Source organism: Sphingomonas sp., from assembly GCF_035944535.1.
GTDB lineage: Bacteria > Pseudomonadota > Alphaproteobacteria > Sphingomonadales > Sphingomonadaceae > Sphingomonas_B.
The window spans coordinates 401,216-417,791 of record NZ_DASZBC010000014.1; the positions used below are offsets into that span (position 1 = coordinate 401,216).

General features: G+C 64.8%; 19 protein-coding genes. 9 read left to right on the forward strand and 10 right to left on the reverse strand.

What is annotated here, in order from left to right; all coding sequences use genetic code 11:
• Window positions 1-47: 47 nt before the first annotated feature.
• Complete coding sequence (locus VGT77_RS15095; protein WP_327463905.1) at window positions 48-362, forward strand: UrcA family protein; 315 nt, start codon at window positions 48-50, stop codon at window positions 360-362.
• Window positions 363-411: 49 nt separating this feature from the next.
• Here the strand turns inward: VGT77_RS15095 and VGT77_RS15100 are convergent, their stop codons facing one another.
• The 3 genes from VGT77_RS15100 to VGT77_RS15110 form a co-directional block, all read right to left on the reverse strand.
• The gene (locus VGT77_RS15100) at window positions 412-1,566 is read right to left on the reverse strand and encodes a ScyD/ScyE family protein (protein WP_327463906.1); all 1,155 of its coding nucleotides are present in this window, start codon (window positions 1,564-1,566) and stop codon (window positions 412-414) included.
• Window positions 1,567-1,576: 10 nt separating this feature from the next.
• Window positions 1,577-2,248, reverse strand: a complete 672-nt coding sequence (locus VGT77_RS15105) for a PEPxxWA-CTERM sorting domain-containing protein (RefSeq protein WP_327463907.1) — start codon at window positions 2,246-2,248, stop codon at window positions 1,577-1,579.
• Window positions 2,249-2,350: 102 nt separating this feature from the next.
• On the reverse strand, window positions 2,351-3,868 hold the full coding sequence (locus VGT77_RS15110) for a winged helix-turn-helix domain-containing protein (RefSeq protein ID WP_327463908.1): 1,518 nt from the start codon (window positions 3,866-3,868) through the stop codon (window positions 2,351-2,353).
• Window positions 3,869-3,988: 120 nt separating this feature from the next.
• Between VGT77_RS15110 and sseA the strand changes: the two genes are divergently transcribed.
• The 3 genes from sseA (at window position 3,989) to VGT77_RS15125 (ending at window position 6,521) form a co-directional block, all read left to right on the forward strand.
• Entirely contained in the window at window positions 3,989-4,825 is an 837-nt protein-coding gene (gene sseA, locus VGT77_RS15115; protein WP_327463909.1) for a 3-mercaptopyruvate sulfurtransferase, read from the forward strand.
• 27 nt (window positions 4,826-4,852) lie between these two features.
• Window positions 4,853-5,746 (forward strand): hypothetical protein, encoded by an 894-nt coding sequence (locus VGT77_RS15120; RefSeq protein ID WP_327463910.1) that lies wholly within the window; start codon window positions 4,853-4,855, stop codon window positions 5,744-5,746.
• A 100-nt stretch (window positions 5,747-5,846) separates the two neighbouring features.
• Window positions 5,847-6,521 carry a PEPxxWA-CTERM sorting domain-containing protein gene (locus VGT77_RS15125; RefSeq protein WP_327463911.1) on the forward strand — a complete coding sequence of 225 codons (675 nt, stop codon included), beginning with the start codon at window positions 5,847-5,849 and terminating at the stop codon, window positions 6,519-6,521.
• A 33-nt stretch (window positions 6,522-6,554) separates the two neighbouring features.
• On the opposite strand, the gene VGT77_RS15130 is transcribed toward VGT77_RS15125, so the two are convergent.
• The 3 genes from VGT77_RS15130 to VGT77_RS15140 form a co-directional block, all read right to left on the reverse strand.
• Window positions 6,555-7,052 (reverse strand): hypothetical protein, encoded by a 498-nt coding sequence (locus VGT77_RS15130; RefSeq protein WP_327463912.1) that lies wholly within the window; start codon window positions 7,050-7,052, stop codon window positions 6,555-6,557.
• A gap of 147 nt (window positions 7,053-7,199) precedes the next feature.
• Window positions 7,200-7,460, reverse strand: a complete 261-nt coding sequence (locus VGT77_RS15135) for a YjhX family toxin (RefSeq protein ID WP_327463913.1) — start codon at window positions 7,458-7,460, stop codon at window positions 7,200-7,202.
• Window positions 7,461-7,653: 193 nt separating this feature from the next.
• Complete coding sequence (locus VGT77_RS15140) at window positions 7,654-7,851, reverse strand: hypothetical protein (protein WP_327463914.1); 198 nt, start codon at window positions 7,849-7,851, stop codon at window positions 7,654-7,656.
• A 512-nt stretch (window positions 7,852-8,363) separates the two neighbouring features.
• On the opposite strand from VGT77_RS15140, the gene VGT77_RS15145 reads away from it, so the two are divergent.
• Window positions 8,364-9,050 carry an HNH endonuclease gene (locus tag VGT77_RS15145; protein ID WP_327463915.1) on the forward strand — a complete coding sequence of 229 codons (687 nt, stop codon included), beginning with the start codon at window positions 8,364-8,366 and terminating at the stop codon, window positions 9,048-9,050.
• Between the two features lie 3 nt (window positions 9,051-9,053).
• Here VGT77_RS15145 and VGT77_RS15150 read toward each other — a convergent pair whose 3' ends face one another.
• Together VGT77_RS15150 and VGT77_RS15155 are read right to left on the reverse strand one after the other, a co-directional pair.
• Window positions 9,054-10,289 carry a hypothetical protein gene (locus VGT77_RS15150; protein ID WP_327463916.1) on the reverse strand — a complete coding sequence of 412 codons (1,236 nt, stop codon included), beginning with the start codon at window positions 10,287-10,289 and terminating at the stop codon, window positions 9,054-9,056.
• 20 nt (window positions 10,290-10,309) lie between these two features.
• On the reverse strand, window positions 10,310-11,362 hold the full coding sequence (locus VGT77_RS15155) for a ribonucleotide-diphosphate reductase subunit beta (protein ID WP_327463917.1): 1,053 nt from the start codon (window positions 11,360-11,362) through the stop codon (window positions 10,310-10,312).
• Between the two features lie 89 nt (window positions 11,363-11,451).
• On the opposite strand from VGT77_RS15155, the gene VGT77_RS15160 reads away from it, so the two are divergent.
• The gene (locus VGT77_RS15160) at window positions 11,452-11,730 is read left to right on the forward strand and encodes a DUF2171 domain-containing protein (protein WP_327463918.1); all 279 of its coding nucleotides are present in this window, start codon (window positions 11,452-11,454) and stop codon (window positions 11,728-11,730) included.
• 143 nt (window positions 11,731-11,873) lie between these two features.
• Here VGT77_RS15160 and VGT77_RS15165 read toward each other — a convergent pair whose 3' ends face one another.
• Window positions 11,874-13,733 (reverse strand): ribonucleoside-diphosphate reductase subunit alpha, encoded by a 1,860-nt coding sequence (locus tag VGT77_RS15165; protein ID WP_327463919.1) that lies wholly within the window; start codon window positions 13,731-13,733, stop codon window positions 11,874-11,876.
• Between the two features lie 487 nt (window positions 13,734-14,220).
• On the reverse strand, window positions 14,221-15,105 hold the full coding sequence (locus VGT77_RS15170; RefSeq protein ID WP_327463920.1) for a hypothetical protein: 885 nt from the start codon (window positions 15,103-15,105) through the stop codon (window positions 14,221-14,223).
• 104 nt (window positions 15,106-15,209) lie between these two features.
• Between VGT77_RS15170 and VGT77_RS15175 the strand changes: the two genes are divergently transcribed.
• Genes VGT77_RS15175 through VGT77_RS15185 form a run of 3 tightly spaced genes read left to right on the forward strand, consistent with a single transcriptional unit; the run spans window position 15,210 to window position 16,563 of the window.
• Window positions 15,210-15,701: a helix-turn-helix transcriptional regulator gene (locus VGT77_RS15175; RefSeq protein WP_327463921.1), complete on the forward strand. Its 492-nt coding sequence runs from the start codon at window positions 15,210-15,212 to the stop codon at window positions 15,699-15,701.
• A gap of 39 nt (window positions 15,702-15,740) precedes the next feature.
• Window positions 15,741-16,091: a hypothetical protein gene (locus VGT77_RS15180; RefSeq protein ID WP_327463922.1), complete on the forward strand. Its 351-nt coding sequence runs from the start codon at window positions 15,741-15,743 to the stop codon at window positions 16,089-16,091.
• A 19-nt stretch (window positions 16,092-16,110) separates the two neighbouring features.
• On the forward strand, window positions 16,111-16,563 hold the full coding sequence (locus tag VGT77_RS15185) for a hypothetical protein (protein WP_327463923.1): 453 nt from the start codon (window positions 16,111-16,113) through the stop codon (window positions 16,561-16,563).
• Window positions 16,564-16,576: the final 13 nt, after the last annotated feature.

The window sequence follows — 16,576 nt, forward strand, 5'->3', positions numbered from 1 at the left end:
AGTCTCACGTTGGCGCCGACGGTAACCCCCTTAAAGGAACCGTCACCATGAAGACCCTGTTGATTACCTTCGCATTCGCCGCCGCTTTCGTGTCGGCGAACCCTGCCGCGGCTCAAGCCCCGGTGTCCCGCACTGCGGCCGTCAGCACGGCGGGTCTGGACCTGTCGACCGAACGCGGTCAGCGCGCGCTCGAACTGCGCATCGTCCATGCCTCGAGCGAGCTGTGCGGCACGCCGTCTCCGGCCGATGCCCGCGGCCGGATCAAGCTGAAGCAATGCCGCGCCGAGCTGCAGAGCAGCGCGGCCGAGCAGGCTCGCATCCTGGTTGCCCGTGCGGGCAGCCTCGAAGTCGCCGCCCGGTGACGTGGCGCCACGGCGGGAGCGCGCCCCTACGCTCCCGCCGCTTGGCCATTCAGGCCGCGGCCGGCACGCGCCGGCGCCGCGACAAGGCGCCGAGCGCGCCGAAGCCGATCAGCATCATTGCCCAGCTTGCCGGTTCCGGGATCGCCGCGATGCGCAACACTTCGCCCGTTCCCGCCTGATTGCCGAACCGGCTGACGTAAAAGGCTCCATTCGACCCGATCGCCAGACCGGTGGCGAAGACCAGGCCCTGGTTGAACAGGGTCGTCTTGCTCCCGTCGCCATTGATCCGGATCAGCGCTCCACCCACGCCAGGTGTCGCCAGACCATTCGAGTCGAGCTCGAGCGCGTAAAGTGTGCCGTCGGCTCCGAAGGCCAGATCGGACAAGGAGGTGAAGCCGCTATAGGCGACCGACACCACCCCGCCCGGCGTGACCCGAAGAATGCGCGCCGCGCCTTGGGTGAAAGGAAAGCCAGTCAGCTCCGTCACATAGAAATTGCCGTCCGGCCCGACCACGACGCCGGTCGGCACCGAGTCGCTGAACGGCGGCGGCGGGCCGATGAAGCGGGGCGGGAAGGCGGCGATCAGCGAAACGTTGCCGGCAGGGTCCACGTTCAGCAATGTGTTGCTGCCGGCGTCCGTCACCGCAAGGCCGCCGCTCCAGTCAGCAACGGAGAAGGGATTACTGTCGACCATGCCGCCGAGCGGGTTGTTGGCCAGCTCATAGGCTGCGACATCGCCGCGTGGGGTGGGGCCGGCCGTGAAGCTGTAGACCTGCCCCAGCTTCGCGCCGGCCGGCCCGAGCGCACCGGTGCGGATTGCCGGGTTTGCGCCGAGCCCAACAACGACATAGCCGGTACCGTCGGAACCGAACGCCACATCGTTCGGGCCCGATACGTCGCTGAGCGCCGGAATTGCGAGCGACGCGAGGCCGCTCACGATCCGTTGTTGCGATCCGCCGAAGATGCGGGTGATCGACCCCGTCTCCGAATAGGTCGCCGTCTGGCCGCGCACGATGGTGCTCGGTCCGCCGGGCGTGAACACGCCGCTTTCCGCAACATAGAGGCCGCCATCCGGACCGAAGGCGAGGCCCCGGGGATTGTTCAGGCCGCTCGCCACGACCGTGCTCGCATAAGGTCCGGCCAGGGCCGGGGCAGCCGCCAGCAGGGCGGCGCCCAGCAGCGCCGCCTTCAGGTAGTTGCGCATGACGATCCTCCTATGCGCGAGCGGGGGGGAGGCGCGGTGTCCGCCGCCGTGCCGACCATCCGGCTAGGCCGAAGCCCGCGATCATCATCGCCCAGCTTGCCGGCTCCGGAACGGCAGCGAAGATGCGTGGGCCAAAATCCGCAATTTCACTGTTCAGGCCATCGGCAGCCGGATTCACCCGAAGCCGGGACCAGGCCTGGAAGGTGTAGCTGCTGGCCGCAAAGCCGCGCGTCGGCAGCAGCGCGACGGGCACGGACGCGCTGATCGTGTCCCCGTTCACCACCGCTCCGCCAAAGATCGGCGTGATCGTCGGAGCCCCGGCCGGCGGGAAGGTCACCACCCGCAGCGTGCCGTCGGGCAACAGGACCGCCAGCGAGTCCCACCTGACCGACGGGTCCAGATCAGGATCGCTCAGGACGTTGAGGCGCGGCGTGCCCGCGCCGCGATTGATGCCGATGACATAAAGGCTGCCCGGCAATCCGCCGATCGCGCCGGCCGTCTTCAGGCTGAGGTTGAAGTGCGTGCCGGTGAAACGGGCGTCGGCACTCACGAAATCGAGATTAGCGCTGAGCGAGCCCGTATAGGTGCCGAGGAAATCGCCGAGCGGATCCGTGGCGGCGCTGGCGCTGCCCGCGCCGAGCAGGGCCAGAGCAAGCGCGGCGGCCGGTTTGAACGTCATCATGTCACACCCCTGTTTTCCTGTTGTCAGGCGAGGGAGAGTGCGGCGGGACGGGCGGGGCCGCCACATACAGGATCTGATGAGCATCTGATGAAAAGCTGATGATCATGGGATTTGCGGTCGCGTGCCCGTCACTTGCCAGTAGCGGTCGAGACCTAGTGTCGCTGTGAGCCGCGCGAATCGGGGATCGCTGCGGAGCGGCTTCAGAGGCGGCGAAAACAGGATGTCCGTGCGGCGCCATGTTACGGAAGGCAGCGGCAGGCGCTCGCCCGAAACCGGGTCCCGTTTGCCAAGAAAATAGACGTAGATCGCTTCCCACGCCTCCCCCATCGCGTCGAGCATGACGAGGTAAGGAACGGCGATGAATGAAGCCAGCCGGCCCCTGGCGCGGTCGGACAGGATCGCCTGCATCGCCGCGGCGCGGTCGGCCAGCCGGCCGCTGTTCATCGCCTTGACCATTGCCAGACCGACCTCGGTGCTGAGCGGACTGTAGCCGCCGAGGCCGATGGTCGACTCCCGTGTCAAAGCCAGTGCCAGCTGCGGCTGCCCCGACTGAAGCAGGAAGTTGAACTGGGCCAGCCACGCATCGGCATCGGACGGTGCGTTACGCCGGGTCTCGGCGATCAGCGCCCCCGCCCGTTCGATATCGCCAAGATACCACCAGGCGCGCGCGAGCTGGATCGGGTTGGCGGGCACCAGCGGCTCGCGGCCGTTAAGCCATCGAAACTCCGCTGCGGCGTCCCTAATCCGGCCCGTGTCGGCATAGAGGACGCCCATTCGCTGATGCAGCTGCGGCTCGTCGGGCATGCGCCCGAGGGCGGAGCGCAGCTCCCGGTCCACCTCGATCCAGTTTCGGAAATTAGGCTTGAGCAGCGCCAGAGTCAGCAGCGCCTGGCGGTTGCCGGGATCGAGCGCGAGCGCCCGGTCCGCCGTGCGCCGGATTGCCAGGATGTGCTGCTCCTGCTGCCGTTCGTGAAGTTGGTGGATCAGCAGGTACCGCGCATAGGCGAGGTCGGCCCAGCCGGGCACAAAGTCCGGATCGACGACCGTCGCGCGTTCCAGAAGGGCAATCGATTGCCGAATGCTGCTCGATCCCTCGCGCCTCTGGATGGCGAGGGCTGCGGCGTGAAGCCGCTCCGCCTCGCGGCGGGCCGGGGAAGGAAGGCCAAGCCAGCCCGCGCCTGCACCGACCAGCAGCAGCGCAGCGCCGCCGAAAAGGATGTTTCGCCGCTTGGCGGGTGCTGCCGGCTCTGCCGGGTTGGCGGCGGGAACCGGTCCCGGCTGGCGAACCTTGAGGCGGTAGCCGACCTTGGTGATCGTCTCGATCTCGAACGCGCCCGACTCGGCCGCTAGCGCGCGGAGCAGCGAGATGACGCGCTGGATTGCGTTTTCGCCGACGATCCTCCCGTCCCAGCAGCGCGCCACCAGCTCGTCGCGGCCGACGATCCCGCCATCTGCACGGGCGAGCGCTACCAGCACCTGCATGACCCGCGGCTCGAGCGTGCGGTGCTGGCCGTCCCAGCTCAACTGCCGAAGTGCGGGCCTGACCTGCGCGTAGCTCAGCCGGAAGGGCGGCTCGGTCGCGAGCATGATGCTGTCCGGTTGCCGCGCTGGTGCCGCCACCCTGATCTCCCGCAATGCCAGTCTATGCCTGGCGTGAGACAATAGCGAGAGGGCGGAACCGCGAATCGGTTCCCAAGCGTTACGGCTTTGACTAAGCACCCGCCCAAAGGAGAAGCATCGATGGACGCTCTGGTATCGACCGACTGGCTGGATAAGGAACTCGGAGCCCCGGATCTGCGCGTCGTCGATGCCACCTGGCTGATGCTGGGCGAAGGCGACGCCGCCGCTGCGTTCGAGCAGGCGCACATCCCGGGCGCCGTGTTCATGGACCTGAACGAGCTGGCCGACAGCGGCAGCTCGCTCCCGAACATGCTGCCTCCGGCCGAGAAATTCGCGAGCCGCATGCAGTCGCTGGGTCTGGGCGATGGCAGCCGCATCGTCGTCTACGACCAATCGCCGTACAAGAGCGCGGCGCGCGCCTGGTGGATGCTGCGCACCTTCGGCGCCCATGACGTCGCGATCCTTGACGGCGGCCTCGCCAAATGGCGGGCCGAAGCGCGGGCGGTGGAGAGCGGCAAGCCGCAAGTCCGCCACCGGCACTTCACCGCCTGGAACGACGCCAAGGGCGTGCGCACCATCGAGCAGATGAAGGCCAATGTCGGCGCCCGCACCGAGCAGGTGCTCGACGCCCGCGGCGCCGCCCGCTTCGCCGGCCAGGCAATGGAACGCCAGGGCGTGCAGCCGGGCCACATCCCCGGCTCCCGCAACCTGCCCTATGAGCAATTGTTCAACGCCGACGGCACCTTCAAGACCGGCGATGCGCTGCGCCAGGCCTTCACCGATGCCGGTATCGATATGGACAAGCCGATCGTCACCACCTGCGGGTCGGGCATGACAGCGGCGGTTTTGGTGTTCGGTCTGCATCTGCTCGGCAAGGACGCGGCGCTGTATGACGGCAGCTGGAGCGAATGGGGCGCCGATCCGTCGACGCCAAAGGAGCTCGGCGCCGCCGTCTGAGGCGGGGACCCTCGTCGGAGGAGCGGGATGGGCGATGGAGCCAAGGCGTTGCGCTGGAGCCTGGCGCTGGGCGGCGCGGCGCTGTCCGCCAATGCGCTCCGCGAATGGCTGCTGTGGCGAGGCGGTGCGAGCCGCCGCTTCGTCTATGTGACGCCCACGACCGGCACCGGCGAGGAAACTCTGTGGCTGAGCGAAATTGCGCGGCCCTCGCCCAAAACCAAGACGGTCGCCCGAACGATCAAGAGCCTGTTCAGCGTGCCCGGCGAGCAGCCTAGCGGCGGGGTGCCGGAGAGCTTCCACGCGTTGGTGCCTTCGCCCGGCAACCGGCGGATGGCAGTGCTGTCGGTGCAGCTCGGCTCCGACTTCGTCGACAACAATGTCCGTATCGTCGACATGGAAGCGGGCAAGCCGGGCGGGTTCTTCAACGAGCATCGTTTCTCCACCATCAGCCGGGCGACCTGCACTTCGGCGCTGTTCGACGCCCATCTGGCGGCGGAAGCGGCGGTCGGCGTGCCGGCCGATGTGCTGGCGGGCTATGACTGGCGCGTGGTGCTGGAGGGTCAGCCCGGCGCCAACATTCCCTCGCCGGAACTCCGTTGGGCCGATGACGAGACTCTGGTCGTCGGCTTCCGCCTGCCGGTCGTAACGATCCAGGGGCAGGAGCTGGGCGAGGAGCTGTTCCGCTTTCGGATCGCTGCCGATGGCGGCTCCGACAGTTTCGAGCAGTGGACAGGCCCTGCCCCCGCGCCGCCGCTGACCGGGCCGCTCTCCATCGCCTCGCCCAGCGCCGCCAAGGCGTACGCGATTCTGTACAATGGGTCGCCGCTTCGCTTCCTGCGCCGCGCTCCGGTGCTGGCGCCTCCTGCCTGGCTGATCCCGCAGCGGAAAGCGGCCCGGATGGTCGCGGGACTGATCGCCTGATCCCCGACTTGGTGACGGCCCCGCTTGCTGCTATGGTTAACGGCAACGGGGAAATGCCCCGGCGGTCGCATCGTGAGTTTCGCTTCAGGGGAGTGACGACATGACGCGTGCCTTGGCGGCCTTTGCCGCAGTTCTGACTCTGTCCGCGCCCGCCGCGGCCAACACCCTCATCACCTTCGAAAGCCTGCCCGGCATGGCGAACACGCCGGGCGCCGCGGTGCCGGTGGGGTCGCGGCTGAGCAACCAGTTCCTCGCCTCCGACGGCGTCGTGTTCAGTTCCGGCGCCGGCTATGTCGCGGTGGTCGACCATGTGCCCGGCTGCGGCACCACCTGCACGCCGACGCCGCCCAACGTGATCGGCGGCACTGCCGCGAACGGCACGCTCAGCTATGGGACCCCGATCACCGCCAGCTTCTTCAGCACGGCCAACACCAACGTGAAGGCCACCACCAATTTCGTCCAAGTGCTGGGCGAGACCTTTCCGGATGCCAGCACGCTGACGCTGGAGGCCTATGGCGTGGGCGGCAATCTGATCGGGTCGGTAAGCGTGAACGAAGGCAATGTGTTCGGCACCGGCGCCACGCTGAGCCTGTCGGTCGCCGGCATCCAGTCGGTCCGCTTCTATTCGAACGGCGGCACGGTCGCCTTTGACAATTTCGAGTTCGGCGACCTGAGCGCAGTGCCGGAACCGGCGAGCTGGGCGATGATGATCGCCGGCTTCGGCCTGGCGGGCGCGGCGGCGCGGCGGCGGCGGGAGCGTTTGGCGATCGCTTGAAGCCTGACGGAAAGTCACGAAAGTCACGCCACGTCAGGGTTTGGCGGGAGACTTTCCGAACAGCGCCTTCACCGATCGGTGGAAGGCGGCCACCGCCGCCTCCACCCTGGTGTCGCGGAAATAGGTGCGCCGTTCGCGATGCGGCGCATGGCGGACGGGGTCGCGGACACGCAGCAGATACTGGGTGAGCCGCTCGTCATAATGGCGCCGCTCGCCGATCTGCTCGCCCTTGTAGAAGACCGGCACCGAGACGCCGTTCAGCGCCCGGTCGAGCGCGGCCTCGCCAAGCCGGTGATAGGCATAATCGAGCGCGGCTTCCCAGGCGGCGCGGAAGCTGGCGGCATCCGGCCGGGCGCGCAGGCGATAGGCGCTCTCGCGCGACATGCCGACCCGCCCGGCAGCCGTGCCGACACACGCCATCTCGCCCAGCGCCTCGATAAAGGCGACCTGCTTGTCGGGCGTCCAGCCGTCGGCACGCGGCGCGACGAGGACAGGGGTGAAGGAGGGTTTCTCCTGATTCGGTGTGCTCATGCTTGACTCGCTAACCGAATAGGTTCAATGTAGGACAGAGTTTTCTTTCGGGCCGAGGCGCGGAGCGCGGAGAGACTGTTCTCACAAAGGGCACGAAGGACACCAAGATTGATCTTCGTGCTCTTTGTGCTCTTTGTGAGAACCGAGTCATCGCTGGTCCAGTTGCGAGCGGACCGAGGCGAGGCCGAGCCGGCTGATGCGGTAGGGCTGGCCGCCCTGGCTCGCGATCAGTCCGCGGCGCTTCAGCCGGCGGAAGATCAGTTCGGTGCAGTCGGCTAGCCGCAAGCCCTCGCGGGTGAAGCAGTCGACTTCCACGATCTTGCCGGTCGTTGTATCGCGGCGGTGCACGATGCGGCCGCCCAATGCGAGCGCATGCAGCACCCGCTGTTCGTATTTCGAGATGTTCAAGGAAGATTGACCCGTTGCTGAGGCGAACACGCGCGCGATCCGCCCCGCGCGGCGCCCTCAGCACCCCACGGCGATCACGCATGCCCGACGGCCGCTGGACTTGAGCGTCCAGCCCGTCGGTCAGCGGGCAACAATCTCCTGCATATCCACTCCGGCTTGCGGGCGCGCTGTTACGGGAGGGGAATGGAGTGGGTCAAGCGCGCACGGGCGCGAGTTCAACCTCAACCAGTTTTGTCTCGCCATCGCAGTCTTGGCAATCGGCGTTGTCGTAGAGATCGCCGAGCACCCATTCCTGAGCTTTGACGTCCCACCTCGCCCAAGCGTCGCGGGTGACATTGTTGCTGCCACAGACGTAGCAGACGAAGGTGACGCGTTTGCCTGTGGTCGCCATTCGGCTAGTCTGCCGGGCAAGGGCGGCAGGGGCAAGCAGTTGGCGCGCAAGACTTGGACGGATGCGGTGATCGAGGCGGTGCGGCGGCAGGTCGCGCGCACTGGATCGCCGCTGTTCACGCGTCAGGCCCTGATCGAAGCCGAGCTCGACAACATGATCGCGGCGACGGGCTCCAGCGGGGCCACGCCGTTTCAGACGCTCAGCCGCGAGCTCCAGCAGCTACGGCAAGCAGGGGCGCTGGAGTTCATTGACGATCACGGCACCTATCGCTGGCTCGGCATGCCCTGGAGCGGCAGCAGGGAACGAGCAAGGGCGTATTCGTCATCGGCTCTCATTCCATCTATGCCGACGAGCCGGAGCGCTTCTATCGCTTCCCGCCCAAGTGGATGCGCAATGCCGCGCAGGTGGTCGGCAACTGGATCATCTACCAGGAGCCTCGGCGCGCGGGGCCGCGCGGCTATTATGCCGTGGCGAAGGTGGACCGGATTGTCCCAGACCCGACGCATGAGGGCATGTTCCTGGCGCTGATCGAGTCGGGATCATATCTGGAGTTCGGCCGCGACGTTCCCTTCCAGCTTGACGGGCAAGCCGTCGAGCGCGGGCTTCTTAATCGCGATGGGCGGCTGAACAATGGGCGGGCGATCCAATCCATTCGGGCGATTTCGAACGAGGACTTCAATCGCATCGTCGACCTCGGCTTGATCGAAGACGACGAGTTGCTGCCACGGATCGATGAGAATGAGCCTACCGAGTTGCGGGTGTATGAGGAGCCGCAGCCGTGGGAAGGTCCGGTCGATCGCTCAACCGCGCTGGTCAACCGCAAGGTGCGGGACCGGCAGTTCCGCAAGCGCGTCCTCGACGTTTACGACAGCCGCTGCGCATTGACGGGCATGAAGCTGATCAACGGCGGCGGCAGGGCTGAAGCGCAAGCCGCCCACATCATGAGTGTGGAAGCGGGCGGGCCGGACGTGGTCACCAACGGCATCGCCCTGTCCGGCACGGTGCGCTGGATGTTCGACCGCGGCCTGATTTCGCTGAGCGACGAGGGCGAAATCCTGCTCTCGCGCAAGATCAACGACATCGAAGGCGTTGAGAAGATCATTTACCCGGATCGGCGGGCGCGATTACCTTCTGCAGCGGCTCACCGGCCACTGATGCGCTATCTTGGGTGGCATAGAAGCGAATGCTTCCAGCGATGAAGCTTACGCCGCAGCGATTTGCTCATTCGCGGGCTCGGGAGCCGCTACTTGCGTGCGTCGTGGAAATCGTTTGGACAACGCTTCGTGCCAGGGACTCCCGTGACTTTCGTGCTCAACGAAGCGTAGCGGCGCTTCCTCGATGCGACTTAGGGCGGAGCCGAAGAGACGAGCAGCGAATTGCGGATCAAGTCTGGCCGCTTCTCTGCGATACCCCTCATATGCTTGAGCGACCGAGGCCTTGTAAGCATAGTCTTCGGCGAGACGGAACCTCTGGCCGATTTGCTTTGTAGCAATCCAAGCAAACCAAACGGGCGCCGCGATGCTAAAAAACGCAAGCGCGATGTTGATCCAAATAAGTCCTAAGCGCGGATTCCCTGACGCAAGCAAGCTTCTCAGAAGATCGACCCTAGCCGAGCCTAAATATGCACCTAGAGCCAGCGCGACCAGCAGTCCGACGACCCACACCCACATAGATCGCGTTAACGAGTCTGCGCGCTTCGCAAACGCTTCACCAAGCCCCTTCGTGGTCGCAGCGCTATAGGCGTCCTCACAATTTTCGACGAGCTTTTCGGCTTCGAATGCAAACTGTTTGATGTTCCCGAGAATTTGGGTAGCTTGCGTTTCTGCTTCGCTCGCGCGCTGAGTTCCTGCAGCAGCCTTAGCTAATGCTTTTTCTACTACAGCCCGAGCCTCATTCAAACTGGCCAAGTCAGTTGGAAGAGCCTCAGCTGCAGCGTGAGCCTCTACAATAGTTGCTACCTTCTCATCTAGATCGCCTGAACGCGCAGTAATTGCCTGGATTTGAGTATCAACTGATCTCAATCTCCTCAACAACGCTCTAGGTAAAAGTTTCTGATCCTCAATGTCTTGCCAATCAACCTCTGGCAGTAGGTATGGGGCTAAGATCCCCCGCAACCACTCCATCAAAGATAGGTAAACAGGATACGAGCCTGCCATGTTACCGTTGTAGAAGTATTGCAGGGTGGTATTTTGGAACTGGCTCACTCTTTGCGGAACGATGGCTAGTTTGGCCTCTAAATCTGCATCAACTTCTTTCGGTGAGAGCTCGCGCAAGCGGTTGCTTAGCCGCCTGACTTCTTCGGACAGGTCATGGCGCGTCAGCGGTGGGCAGTTCCATCCCCAAGCCTCTAGAAAGGTCTGCTCACCGCTCCAGTTATCGCGGATCGCGTTTGCCAAAGCATCAAGTGCATTGCAGGCTGCAACTAGGTTCCCAGACATCCCGCTCTCCTGCTACCCTCTCACTCCGCCGCCACGCCCGCCCGCGCGAACATATCTTCTCCGTCTCCATCCTCGTTCGCCGGCACCCCCGCCTTCGCCGCCTTGCGGCGGTCAAAATTGTCCCACACCTCGTTCCAATTCCCCCGCGTCGCGGCCTTGGAATATTCGGTCGCCCTCGTCTCGAAGAAGTTGGCGTGCTCGACGCCGTTGAGGAGCGGGGCGAGCCAGGGGAGGGGGTGTTCGTCGATCATGTAGATGGGCGAGAAGCCGAGCTGGCCCAGGCGCCAGTCGGCGATGTAGCGGATGTACTTCTTGATCTCCTTGGGCGTCATGCCGGGCACCGGGCCCTGCTCGAACGCCAGGTCGATGAACGCATCCTCCAGCCGCACCGTCTTCTGGCAGACGTCCAGAATGTCCTCCTTGACCGATCGGGTCAGGCAGTCGCGTTCCTTCACGAAGGCGTGGAACAGGCGGGTGATGCCTTCGCAGTGGAGGCTCTCGTCGCGCACCGACCAGCTGACGATCTGGCCCATGCCCTTCATCTTGTTGAAGCGCGGGAAGTTCATCAGCATCGCGAAGCTGGCGAACAGCTGCAGCCCCTCGGTGAAGCCGCCGAACATCGCGAGCGTCTTGGCGATATCCTCGTCGGTATCGACGCCGAAGGTGCTCAAGTAATCGTGCTTGTCCTTCATCTCCTTATACTGAAGGAACATGCCGTACTCGCTTTCGGGCATGCCGATCGTGTCGAGCAGGTGCGAATAAGCGGCGATGTGCACCGTCTCCATGTTGGAGAAGGCGGTCAGCATCATCTTGATCTCGGTCGGCTTGAACACGCGGCCATATTTGTCGTGGTAGCAATCCTGCACCTCGACATCGGCCTGGGTGAAGAAGCGGAAGATCTGCGTGAGCAGGTTGCGTTCGTGATCGGTCAGCTTCTGCGCCCAGTCGCGGCAATCCTCGCCGAGCGGTACTTCCTCCGGCATCCAGTGAATCTGCTGCTGCCGCTTCCAGAACTCATAGGCCCAAGGATATTCGAAAGGCTTATACTGTTTGCGGGCTTCCAAGAGAGACATGGGGCTTACTCCGGCTGAGTCTGAATATGGGGCGCGCGACACCGATTTTCATGTCGTGCGTTGAGCGGGCGAAACGAAGGAGAATGCGAATGTCCGACCTCAGCCAGATCCGCGAACATATGGAAGTGGTGGGCGCCGACGGCGTCCATATCGGCACCGTCGACAAGGTCGAAGGCGGCCGCATCAAGCTGACCAAGAAGGACGCCGAGCCGATGATCGAAGGCGCGGAAGGCGGCGGGCACCAGGGGCATCACCACTTCATCCCCGGCGGCCTGGTGGCTGCGGTCGAGGGCGACCAGGTGCGCCTCTCCGCCAATGCGAATGTCGCGGTGACGTTCGAGGAGGAGGAGAGCGGGGCGGAGATCTAAGGCCCCAGCTCCGGACTCCACATCCGGTTCGGCCTGAGCCTGTCGAAGGCCTCCCTTTCCTTGCGCGAGAAGAAAAGGGTGGGCTTCGACAAGCTCAGCCCGAACCGAGTTTAAGGTGCCTGAGCCGGACGAGGCGCGGGCGCCTACTGACAAGCCAGACACTCGTCATAATCCTTCGCCTCCACTTCGATCTGGCGCAGGTCGGGCGTGTTGTCGGCTTCGACGCCGCCGGCGAAGCCCGCGCGCTGCACGGACTTGGAGCGGAGATAGTAAAGCGACTTGATGCCCAGCTCCCAGGCGCGGAAATGGAGCATCAGCAGGTCCCATTTCTCGACATCGGCCGGGATGAACAGGTTCAAGGACGCCGACTGGTCGATATAGGGCGTGCGGTCGGCGGCGAGTTCGAGCAGCCAGCGCTGATCGATCTCGAAGCTGGTCTTGTAGCAGTCCTTCTCCTCCTGGGTGAGGAAGTCGAGGTGCTGGACCGAGCCGCCTTTCTCCAGGATCGAATTCCAGATCGCGTCCGAATTCTTCGCTTTCTGGATCAGCAGCTTTTCCAGATAGGGATTGCGGATCGAGAAGCTGCCCGACAGCGTCTTGTGGGTGTAGATGTTGGCCGGAATCGGCTCGATACAGGCCGAGGTGCCGCCGCAGATGATCGAGATGGACGCGGTCGGCGCGATCGCCATCTTGCAGGAAAAGCGCTCCATCACGCCGCGCTCGGCCGCGTCCGGGCAGGCGCCGCGCTCGGTCGCGAGCAGCATCGACGCTTCGTCGGCGCCGGCGCGGATGTGCCTGAACATCTTCAGGTTCCAGCTCTTCGCCATGGCCGACTCGAACGGAATGCCCCGCGCCTGCAGGAAGGAGTGGAAACCCATCACGCCCAAGCCAACCGACCGCTCGCGCTCAGCGCTGTATTTGGCGCGCGCCATTTCCTCGGGCGCACGATCGATATAGTCCTGCAGGACGTTGTCGAGCATGCGCATCACGTCCTCGATGAACTGCTTGTCGCCGTTCCACTCGTCCCAAGTCTCGAGGTTCAGCGACGAGAGGCAGCAGACGGCGGTGCGGTCGTTGCCGAGATGGTCGCGGCCGGTCGGCAGCGTGATTTCCGAGCAGAGATTGGAGGTCGAGACCTTGAGGCCGAGCTCCTGGTGGTGGCGCGGCATCGCCTTGTTCACATGGTCGGAGAAGACGATGTAGGGCTCGCCGGTCGCCAGCCGGGTCTCGACCAGCTTCTGGAACAGCGCGCGCGCATCGACCTTGCCGCGCTCCGACCCGTCCTTCGGCGACCGCAGCACCCATTCGGCGCCCTCCCGCACCGCTTCCATGAAGGCGTCGGGGATCAGCACGCCATGATGGAGGTTCAGCGCCTTGCGGTTGAAGTCGCCCGAGGGTTTGCGGATCTCGAGGAATTCCTCGATCTCCGGGTGCGAGATGTCGAGATAGCAGGCGGCCGAGCCGCGGCGCAGCGAGCCCTGGCTGATCGCCAGCGTCAGCGAGTCCATGACGCGCACGAAGGGGATGATGCCGCTGGTCTTGCCATTGAGGCCGACCGGCTCACCAATGCCGCGCACGCTGCCCCAATAGGTGCCGATGCCGCCGCCGCGCGAGGCGAGCCAGACATTCTCGTTCCAGGTGTTGACGATGCCTTCGAGACTGTCGTCCACCGAGTTCAAATAGCAGCTGATCGGCAGTCCGCGGCCGGTGCCGCCGTTCGACAGCACGGGCGTCGCCGGCATGAACCAGAGCCGCGAGATATAGTCGTAGAGCCGCTGCGCATGGGCAGCATCGTCTGCGTAAGCGGAAGCGACGCGGACGAACAGGTCCTGATAGGATTCGCCGGGCAGGAGGTAGCGGTCCCTGAGGGTCTCCTTGCCGAAATCGGTCAGCAGCGAATCGCGGCTGTGATCGACTTCGACGGCATAGGGCTGCGGGCGCACTTCGCTGCTGCCGCTGCCGGTCCCAGCCATGGCCGGCGCCTCGAGAGTGGTCGTGCTCATGCTCGACTCCTGCGTGTCCCTGAAATCCATCCTGCGCCCCTCATGTTCCCGATCTGTTCGATTCGGGCAAGCCACCAATCCGTAACACTTGAGGGGCTCGTCCGGGGCGGCGATTTAGCGCCGTCCCCATGTTCCACAGGGCATGGCTCCGCCGTCCCGCGCAATATGGTGTCGCGCGGACGTGAATACCACGTCTTGTGTGAGCCCCCGTCGTGAACGCTACAGATTGTGTTCCAAGCGGGGACTCGACGCAAGATACTAAGTGGCTGATGCGGCGAACCGTTCGTCGCTCAAACGATTCGTTTCGCCGCTGTTCCGAGGTCGGGGAATGGGCGGGTTTGGGGGGTAGACCCGGTACGACTGAGACTGCTGCACCGATCAGAAATCTGTGGAAATCTCGTTCGTCATTCCCGCGGAAGCGGGAACCCAGCGGCGGTAAAGAGAGAAGAAGCTGGGTCCCCGCTTTCGCGGGGATGACGAGAATCTTCTAGGCTACCGCCCGCAGCGGCTGCTGGCCGGCCCCGAAGCGCGCCATGGCGGCTTCCATGCTGGGCGCGAAGCGGGCGCTGACCAAAGCGGCATAAGCGGGAACGGCCGCGGCGTGCAGTTCCAGCTGCTGATCGAGGACTGGCTGAAGCGCTGCGCGGTGGTGCGCATCCGGCAGCCATTGGAGGATCTGCTCGGCATAGGCGGCGCGCACCTGATCGGGGCCGAGCCGCGCATTGCGCGCGTCGGCGCCCGGCAGCCGATGGACAACGTCCAGCACGCCGGCAGCATCAAGTACGCCCCAGCCGGGAAAGGGATCGGTGTCGCGGAAATCATGCGCGATCAGCTCGTGCTGGTCTTCGAAGGCGCCGAGATAGCGTTCATGGTCGAACGCAAAGCACCAGAAGGGCGTGCCAGGCGCGCCACGCAACGGATCGATGATCATCAGCATGCCGTCGCGCAGCACTTCCCAGAGCATCGAGGCCGGGTCGGCGAAGACATGATATTGCAACTGGGCATAGAGGCTTGAGAAAGCTTCGCCCGGGTCGCGCAGGCAGACATGCCATTCCACGCTCTCCACGCCCATCGCTGCCGCGGCGCGTTCGATGCCAGCTGCGGTGACGCCGTCGAACAGCGCGCCTTCCAAATCCTCGGATGAGAGGATCACCGTGCCGCAGCCGGACTGCGCCGCCTCGCGGATCATCCGCTCCAGCGGCGCCATATCGCCGCGTAGCATCGCCCAAGCCGCGAAATGGTGGGCCGGATATCCGTCCTGGCGCTCATACCAGACGCCCGCCGCGCGCAGCTCCGCATGATGGTCGTTCATGATGTGCTGCAGATAAGTCGAGCCGGTCTTGTGCAGCCCGGCATGCACGATCAGGCGCATGGGCTTTTCTCCATTCGGCTCGTTTTGGGGCGGAATGGATAATGAGCCGTTAACCTCGTTCGCGGCTGCTTGGAGCAGGTGGCCGCACAGGGTAGAAGGGAAAAATGGCCAGGGGCGCGCTCGATCAACTGACCGAAGCACAACGTGAGTGCCTGCGCCTTGTGTACGCGCATCACAATTCCAAGGAGATCGCCGAGATTGTCGGCATCTCGCCCTCCGCGGTCGACAAGAGGATCGAGCGCGCGGTCCAGATATTGGGCGTCACCTCGCGCTTCGCCGCGGCCCGCATGCTGGCGGCGAAAGAGGGCTTCCCCGCATACGAACAGACCACATCCGAACCGTTCGACCTTCCCCCCGTCCCCTCGATCAGCCGAACTGCCGGTGACGAGCCGTGGTGGCTCGTTCGCCGGTTGCTGGGGATGCCGCCCACGACCGGGAGCGGTGGGGAAGCGCGGAACACACTCACCAAGGGCCAGCGGCTCGGCGTGATCGTGGGACTGATCTTCCTCATCTCGATGTCGTCGATGGCGCTGCTGAACCTGGGCCAGACCCTGTCCAGCCTCGCCGGACCGTCGCGAACCGCTCCCAGCCGGTGACGGAACAGGCGCGACGCGCCGGTCGAGGGAGTGACGATAATGCTGAAGCAACGACGCGAAGCGGTCCAGCGCGTGGCCGCCGACTTCCGGAAGCTAGAAGCAGCGGCCGACCAGGCCGCTTTCCTGGGCGCCGAATGCCTGCGCACGATGATCGACATGCGGGCCTCGGCTAATCTGCCGATCAATACGGGCCTGGCCGAAATCCAGATGGTGATGGATGCCACTGCCGATCTGGTGCGGGTGCGCCAGAAGCTGATCGAGGCGCATGCGGCGCTTGCCGAACTGCCCGCCAGCATCGGCGTCCGCAACTTCGGCGATGAGTCCGAATGCCCGAAGATCGTCGATCCGAGCACGGCCAAGGCGCCGATGCACTTGAAGGTCGTCGCCTGATCGAACACGGAGCGCGAGTGTGGAACGGGTCATTTTCTTCAATCTCCTGCTCCTGCTCGCCTCCGGTTATGCGGTGTGGCGGGGCGGCGCACCCGAACGGATCGTGGGTGTGTCGCTGCTACTCGCCGGACTGCTGACGCGGCTCGCCTATCAGCCCTTTGCGGTGCGGTTCGTCGCCGTCGACTGGGGCGTGCTGGCGATTGATTTGGCGCTGCTGGCGATCCTGCTGGCGGTCGCCCTATATGCCGATCGCTTTTGGCCGCTCTGGCTTGCGGCCTTTCACGCGCTCGGCACGGGTGCGCATCTGGTCCGCGGCCTGGATTACCGGATCGAGCCGGTCGCCTATGCAATCCTGCTCGCCGCCTGGAGCTATCCGATGATCCTGCTGCTGGTGATCGGAACCGCGCGGCACGCCAGGCGAAAGCGCGACGGGCCGGAGCGGGACTGGAGCGGGGCCGGCACAAGCTCCTGAAAAGGAAGGCAAA